10 protein-coding genes are annotated in these 13,729 nt (G+C 64.6%); 6 read left to right on the forward strand and 4 right to left on the reverse strand.

Going from position 1 to position 13,729, the window contains the following annotated elements; all coding sequences use genetic code 11:
• Positions 1–143 precede the first annotated feature (143 nt).
• The 6 genes from ACYVG8_RS18340 to ACYVG8_RS18365 all read left to right on the forward strand — a co-directional run bounded on the left by ACYVG8_RS18340 (position 144) and on the right by ACYVG8_RS18365 (position 6,781).
• A complete protein-coding gene (locus ACYVG8_RS18340) occupies positions 144–692 on the forward strand; it encodes a DUF2062 domain-containing protein (RefSeq protein ID WP_028498454.1) in 549 nt (182 codons plus the stop codon).
• On the forward strand, positions 679–1,239 hold the full coding sequence (locus tag ACYVG8_RS18345; RefSeq protein WP_028498228.1) for an NUDIX domain-containing protein: 561 nt from the start codon (positions 679–681) through the stop codon (positions 1,237–1,239). The genes ACYVG8_RS18340 and ACYVG8_RS18345 overlap by 14 nt, the downstream gene beginning before the upstream one ends.
• Positions 1,229–1,534: a PilZ domain-containing protein gene (locus ACYVG8_RS18350; protein ID WP_084299822.1), complete on the forward strand. Its 306-nt coding sequence runs from the start codon at positions 1,229–1,231 to the stop codon at positions 1,532–1,534. The genes ACYVG8_RS18345 and ACYVG8_RS18350 overlap by 11 nt, the downstream gene beginning before the upstream one ends.
• Positions 1,535–1,756: 222 nt before the next feature.
• Positions 1,757–3,685, forward strand: coding sequence for a PrkA family serine protein kinase (locus tag ACYVG8_RS18355; RefSeq protein ID WP_028498230.1), 1,929 nt, complete (start codon positions 1,757–1,759; stop codon positions 3,683–3,685).
• Between the two features lie 278 nt (positions 3,686–3,963).
• Positions 3,964–5,241, forward strand: a complete 1,278-nt coding sequence (locus ACYVG8_RS18360) for a YeaH/YhbH family protein (RefSeq protein WP_028498231.1) — start codon at positions 3,964–3,966, stop codon at positions 5,239–5,241.
• A 19-nt stretch (positions 5,242–5,260) separates the two neighbouring features.
• Positions 5,261–6,781, forward strand: coding sequence for a SpoVR family protein (locus tag ACYVG8_RS18365; RefSeq protein WP_460746512.1), 1,521 nt, complete (start codon positions 5,261–5,263; stop codon positions 6,779–6,781).
• Positions 6,782–6,783: 2 nt separating this feature from the next.
• Here ACYVG8_RS18365 and hemH read toward each other — a convergent pair whose 3' ends face one another.
• From hemH to ACYVG8_RS18385, 4 genes are all read right to left on the reverse strand, one after another.
• Positions 6,784–7,806, reverse strand: coding sequence for a ferrochelatase (gene hemH, locus ACYVG8_RS18370; protein WP_051528665.1), 1,023 nt, complete (start codon positions 7,804–7,806; stop codon positions 6,784–6,786).
• 79 nt (positions 7,807–7,885) lie between these two features.
• Positions 7,886–10,240 (reverse strand): DNA translocase FtsK, encoded by a 2,355-nt coding sequence (locus ACYVG8_RS18375; protein WP_460746513.1) that lies wholly within the window; start codon positions 10,238–10,240, stop codon positions 7,886–7,888.
• A gap of 757 nt (positions 10,241–10,997) precedes the next feature.
• Complete coding sequence (locus tag ACYVG8_RS18380; protein WP_028498233.1) at positions 10,998–12,110, reverse strand: anhydro-N-acetylmuramic acid kinase; 1,113 nt, start codon at positions 12,108–12,110, stop codon at positions 10,998–11,000.
• Positions 12,111–12,165: 55 nt separating this feature from the next.
• Positions 12,166–13,500: a M23 family metallopeptidase gene (locus ACYVG8_RS18385; protein WP_028498234.1), complete on the reverse strand. Its 1,335-nt coding sequence runs from the start codon at positions 13,498–13,500 to the stop codon at positions 12,166–12,168.
• Positions 13,501–13,729: the final 229 nt, after the last annotated feature.

A 13,729-nucleotide genomic window follows, 5' to 3' on the forward strand; every position in this document is an offset into this window, starting at 1 on the left:
TGCGCCGGCGCCGGCGGAACTGCAGTCTCCTCAAGACCATGGACATAGATTAAACGAGCGTTTGAAATGGTGCAAGCTGATTTCAAACAGGTGTTTGGACATCGGGCGCATGATGTCCGGCCCCCTTCAGCCTAAGGATTCGCATGGCGCGCAAATGGTTCAAGAAATATCTGCCCGGTCCGGAAGAGATTGCCGCCAATCGCTGGCTGTCGTGGCTGGGACCGGCATTGCGCCGGCCCGATCTGTGGCATCTGCACCGGCGCAGCGTGGCGCGCGCGGTGGCAGTCGGCCTGTTCTGCGGACTGATGCCGGGCCCGACACAAATGCTGTCGGCCGGCCTGCTGGCACTGTGGTTGCGCTGTAACCTGCCGGTGGCGCTGGCCACCACGCTGTATACCAATCCGTTCACCATCGTGCCGCTGTATCTGCTGGCATACGAATACGGCAAGCTGCTGACCGGCGCGCGCGGTGGCGAGGTGGTGCCGGCGCCCGAACTCGGGCCGGACGGGATCTGGGCATGGATGGAGGCGCTGGGCCGCTGGGCCCTGTCGCTGGGGCCGTCACTGGCGGTCGGACTGGTTGCGCTGGCGCTGACGCTGGCCGTGCTCGGGTATCTGTTGACCGACTGGGGCTGGCGGTGGTACGTGGTACAGGCATGGAAGAAACGGATACGGGAACGTGGATCTGACTGAACGGAAGCTTGAATCGTCGCTGGCCTATCGGGGTCATTTCTTCAATGTGATGAAGGACACCGTGCGCCTGCCGGACGGGGCCACCTCGCAGCGCGAGTACGTGACCCACCCCGGCGCGGTCGCCGTGTTTGCCGTACTGCCCGATGGCCGTCTGGTGTTCGAGCGCCAGTACCGCTATCCGGTCGGTCGGGCGCTGCTGGAAATCCCGGCCGGCAAGATCGATCCGGACGAGTCGCCGCTGGCCACCGCCCGCCGCGAGCTGAAGGAAGAAACCGGCTATACCGCCAGCGACTGGTGGCAATTGCCAGTTGCCTATCCGTGCATCGGCTATTCGAATGAACGCATCGTCTATTTCGTCGCCGAGGGCCTGAGCCTGGGGGCGCGGGAGCTGGACCAGGGCGAATTTCTCGACGTGCTGCCACTGGCCCTGGAAGAAGTCCGGCGCCTGGCGGCCAGTGGCGAGCTGTGCGACAGCAAGACCCTGACCGGCCTGTACTGGTTCGAGCAGTTCCTCGACGGGACGCTGGCGCGTGAACGTGCCGTTTGATCGCCGGCGCGACCGGCGGCTGGGGCGGCGCCTGCCAGTCTCGCTGCCGGCGCGGATGGAGACGCTGGACGGCGACATCGACGCGCTGTGCATCGACCTCGGTTCCGACGGGCTGGCCCTGCGCAGCGATTATGTGCCACGGGCCGGCGAGCATATCGTCATCGCCATCCAGGCGCCGGACGTCGGCGGCCAGCCCAGTGCACCGCTGCGGGTCAAGGCCGAGGTCCGGCGCTGCAATTCGGTCGGCGGCGGGCTGTACGAGATCGGTTTCCGCATCGTTGAACGGCATGGCTGACGCCCGGCACCATGCAGGATGATTCCGATTTTCCGTCGCGGCCGTGCCGGATGCGTGAAAAGCGAATTTGCCGGGCGCCACGCTGTGCTATATCCCAAGTGAGAACTATCGCGACGTTCCACACTCCAATCACAAAAGGATGCCGACCGGTACCGGAATGAACGGCCTGCCCGTCAGGGTGGGTTCCGGTGCCGAAACGCCCATAAGCACAGGAGCCAGGCCATGAACACCGACATCTTCGAACGTTTCGCCTCTCGCTACGACCGCACCCGGGAAGAGGAGTTTTCCCTCAGCGAGTACCTGGATCTGTGCAAGCAGGACGCGGGTGCCTACGCGTCTGCGGCCGAGCGCATGCTGCTGGCGATCGGTGAACCGGAACTGACCGATACCCGCTCGGACTCGCGGCTGTCGCGCATCTTCATGAACAAGGTGATCCGGGTCTACCCGGCGTTCCGTGACTTCTACGGGGCCGAGGAGGCGATCGAGCAGGTCGTCGCCTATTTCCGCCATGCCGCGCAGGGGCTGGAGGAAAAGAAGCAGATTCTCTATCTGCTGGGGCCGGTCGGTGGCGGCAAGAGTTCGATCGCCGAGAAGCTCAAGGAGCTGATGGAACGGGTGCCGTTCTATGCGATCAAGGGCAGCCCGGTCAACGAGTCGCCGCTGGGCCTGTTCAACATCGACGAGGACGGGCCGATCCTCGAGGAACAGTACGGCATTCCGCGCCGCTACCTGCGCAATATCCCCAGCCCGTGGGCGGTAAAGCGCCTGCACGAGTTCAATGGCGACATCAACCAGTTCCGCGTCGTGCGCCGCTATCCGTCGGTGCTGCGCCAGATCGGCATCTCCAAGACCGAGCCGGGCGATGAAAACAACCAGGACATCAGCTCGCTGGTCGGCAAGGTCGACATCCGCAAGCTGGAGAAGTACGCGCAGGACGATCCGGATGCGTACAGCTACTCCGGCGGTCTGTGCCTGTCCAACCAGGGCCTGCTCGAATTCGTCGAAATGTTCAAGGCGCCGATCAAGGTGCTGCACCCGTTGCTGACCGCGACCCAGGAAGGCAACTTCAAGGGCACCGAGGGCTTCGGCGCGATTCCGTTCGAGGGCATCATTCTGGCCCACTCGAACGAGTCGGAGTGGAAGCAGTTCAAGAACAACAAGAACAACGAAGCCTTCCTCGACCGCATCTATATCGTCAAGGTGCCGTATTGCCTGCGCGTGTCCGACGAGGTGAAGATCTACGAGAAGCTGGTGCGCAACTCGTCGCTGGGCCATGCACCCTGCGCCCCCGGCACGCTGAAGATGATGGCGCAGTTCGCCGTGCTGTCCCGGCTCAAGGAACCGGAGAATTCCAGCATCTATTCGAAGATGCAGGTCTATGACGGCGAAAACCTGAAGGACACCGATCCGAAGGCCAAATCGATCCAGGAATACCGCGATTTTGCCGGCGTCGACGAGGGCATGTCCGGGCTGTCGACCCGCTTTGCGTACAAGATCCTGTCCAAGGTGTTCAACTTCGATCACAGCGAGGTCGCAGCCAATCCGGTCCACTTGCTATATGTGCTGGAGCAGCAGATCGAGCGCGAGCAGTTCTCGCAGGAGATCGAGCAGCACTACATGACGTTCATCAAGGAGTATCTGGCGCCGAAGTACGTCGAATTCATCGGCAAGGAAATCCAGACCGCCTATCTTGAAAGCTATTCGGAGTACGGGCAGAACATCTTCGATCGTTACGTGACCTTCGCCGACTTCTGGATCCAGGACCAGGAGTACCGCGACCAGGATACCGGCGAGTCGTTCGACCGCAATGCGCTGAACAACGAACTGGAAAAGATCGAAAAGCCGGCCGGGATCTCGAACCCGAAGGACTTCCGCAACGAGATCGTCAACTTCGTGCTGCGCGCGAAGGCGAACAATGCCGGCAAGAACCCGCACTGGACCAGCTACGAGAAGCTCAGGACGGTGATCGAGAAGAAGATGTTCTCCAATACCGAGGAACTGCTGCCGGTCATCAGCTTCAATGCGAAGGCCAGTGCGGATGATGCCCAGAAGCACGAAGACTTCGTCAACCGGATGGTGACCAAGGGCTATACGCCGAAGCAGGTGCGTCTGCTGTGCGAATGGTATCTGCGCGTGCGCAAGTCGTCTTGACGCGCGGGCGGCGGCAATTGCCGCCCCGGACTGCTCATGGAGGGGTACAGACGGTGGCCGTGGCGTTGGCACATGCCCGACTGGTAGCGGAATTGTTGGGCATGCAGTCCGCCTGATCCGCCCCGACGCCCTCCGGCCTCGCCACCGCGAGGGAACCCCGCTGCGCTCGCCCGCTCATTGTGGCGAGGCAGGGGGACGGTCCGGGGGCTCGCAGGCACCGCGCGCGTACAGGTGCAGGACCGGCGGCGACAACGCCGGCCAGCCACAGGAGAGAGAACATGTCGCACCTCATCGACCGGCGCCTGAACGGCAAGAACAAGTCCGCGGTCAACCGCGAACGGTTTCTGCGCCGTTTCAAGAGCCAGATCAAGGAGTCGGTGTCGCGCGCCATCAAGGGGCGCTCGATCACCGATATCGAAAACGGCGAGCAGGTCAGTATTCCGGTCAAGGACATCTCCGAGCCGTCGTTCCGGCATGGGTCGGGCGGCGTGCGCGAGGTCGTGCATCCCGGCAATGAAGAGTTTGTCCGCGGTGACCACATTCCGCGCCCGCCGGGCGGCGGCGGGGCCGGCGGCGGTGGCGGGAAGGCCAGCAACGACGGCGGCGGCGAGGATGACTTCGTGTTCCAGCTGTCGCGCGAGGAGTTCCTCAACGTATTCTTCGACGACCTTGCCCTGCCGAACCTGGTCAAGACCCAGTTGCTCGGTACCGAGGAAATGAAGAGCGTGCGCGCCGGCTTCACCAATGACGGTACGCCGGCCAACATCAATATCGTTCGTTCGCTGCGCGGCGCACTGTCGCGGCGCATCGCCATGGGCGCGCCGACGCTGGCCCGGCTGGCCGACGCCGAGGAGCGGCTCGACCAGGCGATCGAGGACGACGACGAGGACGTCATCCTGGTCAAGAGCCTGCGCGACGAGGTGCACAGCCTGCGCCAGCGCTTCCACCGCATCCCGTTCCTCGATCCGTTCGACCTGCGCTACAACAACCGCATCAAGCGTCCGCAGCCGACCAGCCAGGCGGTGATGTTCTGCATCATGGACGTGTCGGGTTCGATGGACGAGCAGAAAAAGGATGTCGCCAAGCGCTTCTTCATCCTGCTGTACCTGTTTCTGCAGCGGCAGTACGAGAAGATCGAACTGGTGTTCATCCGTCACCACACCAGCGCGGTCGAGGTCGACGAGCACGAATTCTTCCATTCGCGCGAATCGGGCGGCACCGTGGTGTCGTCGGCGCTGAACCTGATGCGCAACATCATCGTCCAGCGTTTTCCGACCCAGGACTGGAACATCTACTGTGCACAGGCCTCGGACGGCGACAACTGGGACAGTGACTCGTCCACCTGCGGCCGCCTGCTCGACGAGGCGATCCTGCCGCTGGTCCAGTACTTCGCCTACATCGAGATTACCGAGGGCGAACCGCAGAACCTGTGGTACGAGTACCTGCGCGTGACCGAGCACCACAAGCACTTCGCCATGCAGAAGATCCGCACTGCAGGCGACATCTATCCGGTGTTCCGCGAACTGTTCAAGAAGCAGTCGCAGCGGACCAAGTAGCGCTGTCACAGGGGGTCGCATGAACGACAACACAAGGCCCGTCTCGACGGGATCGGAATGGACCTTCCCGCTGATCGAGGACTACGATCGCGAGATCCGGCGCGTGGCGTGCGACGAATTCGGCCTCGACATCTACCCGGTGCAGCTGGAAGTCATTACCGCTGAACAGATGATGGATGCCTACTCGTCGGTGGGCATGCCGGTCAATTATCACCACTGGAGCTTCGGCAAGCACTTCGTCTCGACCGAAAAGAGCTACAAGCGCGGGCAGATGGGACTGGCGTACGAGATCGTCATCAACTCCAATCCGTGCATCGCCTACCTGATGGAAGAAAACTCGATGACCATGCAGGTCCTGGTCATCGCTCATGCCGCCTACGGGCACAACAGCTTCTTCAAGAACAATTACCTGTTCCGCACCTGGACCGATGCCTCGGCGATCATCGACTACCTGGTGTTTGCGCGGCACTACATCAGCGAGTGCGAGGAACGCTATGGCGTCGAGGCGGTCGAGGAACTGCTCGACTCCTGCCATGCACTGATGAACTACGGCGTCGACCGCTACAAGCGGCCGGCGCGGCTGTCGATGGCCAAGGAGCGGGCGCGCCAGTCCGAGCGCGAGTCCTACCTGCAGTCGCAGGTCAACGACCTGTGGCGCACCATTCCGCGCCGCGCCAGCGCGGATGGTGCCAGCGAGGCAGTGCGCTTTCCGGCCGAGCCGCAGGAAAACCTGCTGTACTTCATCGAGAAATCCGCCCCGCTGCTGGAGCCGTGGCAGCGCGAAATCGTGCGCATCGTGCGCAAGGTCGCGCAGTATTTTTATCCGCAGCGGCAGACGCAGGTAATGAACGAGGGCTGGGCGACGTTCTGGCACTACACCATTCTCAATCGCCTGTACGACAAGGGCCTGCTGACTGATGGCGCGATGATGGAGTTCCTGCAGTCGCACACCAATGTCGTGTACCAGCCGCCGGTGACCAGCCGCTACTACAACGGCATCAATCCGTATGCGCTGGGTTTTGCCATGTACCGCGACATCCGGCGCATCTGCGAACACCCGACCGACGAGGATCGCGAATGGTTCCCGGATATCGCCGGCACGCCATGGCGGGAGACGCTCGATTTTGCGATGCGCAACTTCAAGGATGAAAGCTTCATTGCCCAGTACCTGTCGCCGGCGCTGATTCGCGAGTTCCGTTTCTTTGCCGTGCGCGACGACGACCGCGAGGAATCACTGTACGTGCCGGCCATCCATGATGCGGATGGTTATCGCAAGGTGCGGCAGACGCTGGCCGATCAGTATGACATCAGCACCCATGAGCCGAACATCCAGGTCTGGTCGGTCAATGTGCGCGGCGATCGCAGCCTGACGCTGCGTCACTTCGAGCACAATCGCCGGCCGCTGACCGACAGCGCGGACGAGGTGCTGAAACACGTCGCCCGGCTGTGGGGCTTTGATGTCCGGCTGGAAAGCGTCGATCCGGACGGGCGCGTGACCCAGACCCGCTCGTGCCGGCCGGAGCACTCGCCAGTGGTGTGAACTCAGGCGGCGGGCAACCAGCCGCCCAGTTCGCGAGTGGTCAGGTCGGCCAGTGCGGCGATCCATGCCGGGCTGTCGTTCAGGCACGGGATGGCGTGGAACACCTTGCCGCCGGCGTCGAGGAAGATCTGCTTGCCCTCGATGCCGATTTCTTCCAGCGTTTCCACGCAGTCGGCGACAAAGCCGGGGCAGGCGACATCCACCCGGCCGACGCCGTCGCGGCCAAGCTGTTCCAGTGTTGCCGCGGTATACGGCTGCAGCCACTCGGCACGGCCGAAGCGGGACTGGAAGGTGCAGCGCCACTGGTCGTCGGCCAGTCCCAGCGCCGTGGCCAGCCGGCGGGCGGTGTCCTGGCACTCGTCGTAATACGGGTCGCCCAGTTCGCGCGTGCGGCGCGGCATGCCGTGGAAGCTGGTGACCAGCACGTCCGGGCGGCCGTGCTCGCTCCAGTAGGCATCGATGCCGTGTGCCAGCGCGTCGATATAGCCAGGGTCGTCGCCATAGTGCTTGACCAGCCGCAGCGCCGGGATGTCGCGCAGGGTCAGCATCAGCCGGCACACCTCATCCCATACCGTCGCCGTGGTGGCCGCGCAGTACTGCGGATACAGCGGCAGCACCAGCAGCCGGTCGACGCCCTGTGCCTGCAGGCGGGCAATGGTGGAACGGATTGCCGGCTCGCCATAGCGCATCGCATAGTCGACCACCAGCCCGTCATGACCGCGTGTGGCCAGCGCCCCGGCCAGCAGGCGGGTCTGCTCGCGGGTGTAGACGTCCAGTGGCGAGCCGTCGGCCAGCCAGATGGACGCGTATTTCTCCGCCGATGCCCTGGGTCGGGTGTTCAGGATGATGCCGTTCAGGATCGGCTGCCACAGCAGCGCCGGCAGTTCGACCACGCGCCGGTCGGACAGGAATTCACGCAGGTAGGGTTTGACCGCAGCGGCGGTCGGTGCCGTCGGGGTGCCGAGGTTGACCAGCAGCACACCGATCTTGTCGGCGGAACGGGAAGTTTCGGTCGCTTGGCTCATGACGAAAGGGAAGGGGCGGCAAAGCCCCGATGCTAGTTGATTTGCCGGTAAAAAGCCCGCCGGATGATGATCGGGCTGTTTATTCCTGCGGGGCCGGCGCGAGTACGGTGCGGTTGCCATTGTGCTCGGCCGCCGAGACCAGACCGGCCGTTTCCATCTGCTCGACCAGTCTTGCCGCACGGTTGTAGCCGATGCGCAGGTGGCGCTGGACCGACGAAATCGACGCCTTGCGTGTCTTCAGCACGATGGCGACTGCCTGATCGTACATCGGATCGTTCTCGCCATCCTCGTCGCCGTCGGTCGCGGCAAAGCCGGGAATGTCGCCGACGGCGGACGCGGTGTCCATCGCTGCCTCGCCGGTCAGGATGCCCTCGATATAGTTGGGTTCGCCGGTGGTTTTCAGGAATTCGACCACATGGTGCACCTCGTCGTCGGCGACGAAGGCGCCATGCACGCGCTGCGGATAGCCGGTGCCCGGCGGCAGGAACAGCATGTCGCCCATGCCGAGCAGCGCTTCCGCCCCCATCTGGTCGAGAATGGTGCGACTGTCGACCTTGCTCGACACCTGGAACGCGACCCGGGTCGGGATATTGGCCTTGATCAGGCCGGTGATCACGTCGACCGACGGACGCTGGGTGGCGAGGATCAGATGGATGCCGGCTGCACGCGCCTTCTGCGCCAGCCGGGCGATCAGCTCTTCGATCTTCTTGCCGGCGACCATCATCAGGTCGGCCAGTTCGTCGATCAGCACCACGATCATCGGTTCGACATCCAGCGGCTCCGGCTGCTCCGGCGTCAGGCTGAACGGATTCGGAATGGACTCGCCGTTTTTGGCTGCGTCGCGGATCTTCTGGTTGTAGCCGGCCAGGTTGCGCACACCGAGTTTGGACATCAGTCGGTAGCGGCGCTCCATCTCGGCCACGCACCAGTTCAGCGCATTGGCCGCCTGCTTCATGTCGGTCACCACCGGCGCCAGCAGATGCGGAATGCCTTCGTAGATCGACATTTCCAGCATTTTCGGGTCGACCATGATCAGGCGCACTTCTTCCGGCGTGCCCCGGTACAGCAGCGACAGGATCATGGCGTTGATGGCGACCGACTTGCCGGAACCGGTGGTGCCGGCCACCAGCACGTGTGGCATTTTTGCCAGGTCGGCCACTACCGGCTTGCCGGCGATGTCCTTGCCGAGCACCAGCGTCAGCTTGCTGCTGGCGCTCTGGTAGGCGTCGGCGCCGACGATTTCCGACAGGCGGACGATCTGGCGCTTCGCATTCGGCAGCTCCAGACCCATGTAGGTCTTGCCGGGAATGGTTTCGACCACGCGGATCGACACCAGCGACAGTGCGCGCGACAGGTCCTTCATCAGGCTGACGATCTGCGCGCCCTTGACGCCGACCGCCGGTTCGATCTCATAGCGGGTGATGACCGGGCCCGGGTAGGCCGCAATGACCTTCACCTCGACGCCGAAGTCGGCCAGCTTGCGTTCGATCAGCCGCGATGTGTATTCGATGGTGTCCGGGCTGACGGTCTCCTGCACCGCCGGCGGGGGCGCCAGCAGCGACAGCGATGGCAGCGCGCCGGAACCGGTATCGTGCACCGGCGGGTCGAACAGTGCCTGCTGCTGCGGCGCACGGCGCTTTTCCTCCTGGCGGACGGCCTTGGCCGATACCGGAATCTCCAGCACCGGCGGTTCGATGCGCACCGGCGCCTTGTCTTCCTGGCGTTTCTTTTCCTGCTTGATGGTGACGTCGCGCTGCTGTGCCGTTTCACGACCGATCTTGCGGTCCTGGCGGGCTTCCCACGCATTTTTCAGCTTCAGCAGGCCGTCTTCGATCGCGCCGCCGACCCGCTCCATGACATCAAGCCACGACAGCCCGGTAAACAGCGACACGCCGACTGCCCAGCCGAGCAGCAGGATCAGCAGGGCACCCATCGGGCCGGTCAGGGTACGCAGGCCAAAACCGACAAAGTGGCCGAGCATGCCGCCCGGCGCCAGCGGCAGGTCCAGATGCACGCCGTTCAGCCGCAATGCCTCCAGCCCGCTGGAGGCAATCAGGACCAGCAGGAAGCCGCTGCAGGTAATGGCCGTCACCCGGTCGAGCGCCGGCGACAGCCGGCGGATCTTGCGATAGCCCCAGACGATGGCGCTGCCGAAGAACACCACCAGCCACCAGGCCGACAGGCCGAAGATGTACAGCAGCAGATCCGAGAAATAGGCACCGAACTGCCCGCCCCAGTTGGTCGCCGCCAGCTGGCCGCTGGCACTGTGTGACCACGACGGATCGCTGGGCGAGTAGCTGGCCAGAATCAGTACCAGATAGACGCCGAACGCGACCATCGCCAGCCACCAGGCTTCCTGCAGGAGGCCTGCAATCTGGGGGGGTAAGGGGGTCGGCGCATTTTTGACGACGGCCTTGCGTTTGAAGAAGCGCATGCTGGTCCGACTGGAAAAAACCCCCGGATTATATGCGAAAGCGCGACGCTTGCCGCCAGTCCCTGCAGGCCGGCGAGGAATCCCGGCGCCCCTCCTGCGCTTGCCCCTGCCGTTTATGACAATGACGACGTGCGGACGAGCGAAGCGAGGCTCTCTCGCGGCGGCGAGAGCGGGGAGAGTGGGGGTGAATCAGGGATCCTGCCGTGCCCTGCAGCCAGCGCAATCAGCCGGGCCTGTACCGGCGCCACTCGATCCGTCAGCACCCATGACTGCGCAGCAGGCATGCCACGAAGAACGGACGAGCGAAGCGAGGCTCTCTCGCGGCGGCGAGAGCGGGGAGAGTGGGGGTGAATCAGGGATCCTGCCGTGCTCTGCAGCCAGCGCAATCAGCCGGGCCTGTACCGGCGCCACTCGATCCGTCAGCACCCATGACTGCGCAGCAGGCATGCCACGAAGAACGGACGAGCGAAGCGAGGCTCTCTCGCGGCGGCGAGAGCGGGGAGAGTGGGGGTGGATCAGGGATCCTGCCGTGCCCTGCAGCCAGCGCAATCAGCCGGGCCTGTACCGGCGCCACTCGATCCGTCAGCACCCATGACTGCGCAGCAGGCATGCCACGAAGAACGGACGAGCGAAGCGAGGCTCTCTCGCGGCGGCGAGAGCGGGGAGAGTGGGGGTGGATCAGGGATCCTGCCGTGCCCTGCAGCCAGCGCAATCAGCCGGGCCTGTACCGGCGCCACTCGATCCGTCAGCACCCAGACTACATGGCAGGATAAATCGCGCCGAGCACGCGCGGGCCGGCCGCGCCGGTAACGCCGGGCAGATTGCCGGGCTCGCGGCGGAGGCAGGCGCGCGCCAGCCAGGCGAAGGCCAGTGCCTCTACCTGCTGGGGCGGCACGCCGAGCCGGCCGGTGTGTTCGAGCCGCACGCGTGGCGTCAGCCGGCGTGCAAGCCGGTCCATCAGATCGCGGTTGAAGGCGCCACCACCGCAGACGAAGACCGCGTCGACGTCCGGGCTGCAGGCGAGAATCGCGTCGGCCACGCTGGCAGCGGTCAGTTCTGCCAGCGTGGCCTGCACATCAGCCGGCGCTTCGGTGCCGGACAAGCGGGCATCAAGCCAGCCGGGCGAGAACAGATCGCGGCCGGTGCTCTTCGGTGCCGGCGCGGCGAAATACGGGTCGGCCAGCAGCCATTGCAGCAGCGCGCCGTCGACCCGGCCACTGGCGGCCCAGTCGCCATTCTGGTCGTAGCTGCGGCCAGTGTGGCGCTGGCACCAGGCGTCCAGCAGCATGTTGGCCGGGCCGGTATCGAAGCCGATGACCGGCCGGGCCGGATCGAGCCGGGTCAGATTGGCAATTCCGCCAAGATTGAGAATGACACGGGACTCGCCACTGGTGGCAAACAGCCCGGCATGGACGGCCGGTACCAGCGGCGCGCCCTGGCCGCCGGCCGCCAGATCGCGGCTGCGGAAATCGGCGACAACGTCGATGGCACAGCGCTCCGCCAGCAGGGCGGGCGCGTTCAGTTGCAGGGTATAGCCGTGCTGTGGCGCGTGGCGCACGGTCTGGCCATGGCAGCCGACCGCACGGATCGCCGTCGCCGGCATGTCGCAGCGTGCCAGCACGGCGTCGACGGCGTCGGCATACAGCGCGCCCAGCATCAGTGACAGGCGCAGGCTTTCGTCCAGCGCGTCGCCATCGCCGCCCGGCGCCTGCAGCGCCAGCAGGCGCGGCGCCAGTCCGGGCGGATACGGCCGGTGGGCATCGCCGACCACCCGGGGGTGCCCGCCGGCGAAGTCGGCCAGCACGGCATCGACGCCGTCCATGCTGGTGCCGGACATCAGGCCGATAAAGTATTCGGAAGGACCGGACATGAAAAACCCCGCGCGTTGGCAACGGGGTGATTGTAGCGGTTGCCGGCCGCCGGAGTCAGTCCAGCCGCGCCAGCGTGATGGTGTTCGGCGCGCTGGCGACGACGTCGATCTGCTGGTTCAGCGCGACATTGGCCTTGCGGAATGCACTGAGCGCGCTGGCGGTCAGACGGGGCGCCGGCACGGCATTCACCGTCGGATCGACCGGCGTGCCGCCAACCCGGACCTCGAAGTGCAGGTGGGCGCCGGTCGACCGCCCGGTCGAGCCGACATAGCCGATGATGTCGCCGGCCTTTACCGTCTGGCCACTGCGGTAGTTGCCGAACCGGCTCATGTGCGCATAGACGGTTTCATAGCGGTTGTTGTGTCGCAGTCGCACCACATTGCCGTAGCCCGACTCGGTGCCGGCGTTGGCGACCGTCCCGTCGGCTGCCGCGCGGATCGGGGTACCGGACGGCGCGGCGTAGTCGATGCCCTGGTGCAGGCGCAGACCGCCGAGCACCGGGTGGCGCCGGTAGCCGAAGCCGGAACTGACGCGTGCATTGTCGACCGGGCGGGCATCGAAGCCCTTCTGCAGCGGCTGACCGTTGCTGTCGTAATAGCTGCCCGACTCGTCGTCGTGTGCCGCGTAGTACGCATGCCAGGTACGGTTGCCGCGCTTGACCTCGGCGGCCAGCACGCGGCCGGCGCCGATGGTTTCGCCGTCGTAGTACAGGGTCTGGTAGACCAGGTTGACTTCGTCGCCGCGCTGCAGCGAGTCGAGGTCGATCTGGTCGGAGAAAATTTCATCGAGCTGGGCGCGGACATCCTTCGGCAAGCCACTGCTGGCCGCCGAACTGGCAAACGACTTCAGCACGCGGACCGACGACGGCGTGTCGATGGCCACCGCCTCGATGGCATCGGCATTGACCGCCCATTCGCCCGATGCGGTCTTGCGGATGTTGATGAGGTTCTTTTCGCCGTTCTGGTCATCCTTCAGATAACGGACGGCAAACAGCTCGCCGGCGTCATCGGTCTGGATATGCAGCGTTTCGCCTGCCGGCAGGCGCAGCAGGCCCTGGCCGACGCGGCTTTGCTTGATGAACCCCATGGCTTCGCTGGCACTGACGCCCATGCGCTGCATGACGCCGGACAGTGTATCGCCGCGCGAGATGGTGTCGGCGCGCCAGTAGCGCGTGCCGCTGGACGCCGGCATCTCGAAGCGCGGCAGGGCCAGCGACTGGGTAACGGTTTCCACCTGCACGTCGAGGCTGGCATTGCCCGGCGCCACGGCAAATGCGGTGGCGACACCGAGCAGCAGCGGCATGGCCGCAACGGCGAGCCAGCCGGCATGCGCCAGATGGAAGTTGTATTCGTGGTTTTGCGGGAATCTGAGCAGTTTGCGATAATCCATTGTGCTGGTCTTTAGCTTGGTTGCATGCCTCTCCGCACGCGCCCAAGGTTCGGTGACCGGGAGCCCCGGCCGCTCCCTGCTTGCCGGGACCCGTCGAGTAGGGGTCGAAACAGCGCACGATTCTATAAGAAATCGCAGGCATGGTGAACCGGATTTTTGCAATGAAAATTACATAAATCAAGTGCTTGTCGATATGCCGGCGGCCAGAATGGCCTGCCCTCCACCCCGC

The sequence above is a fragment of the Microvirgula curvata genome (assembly GCF_054781615.1).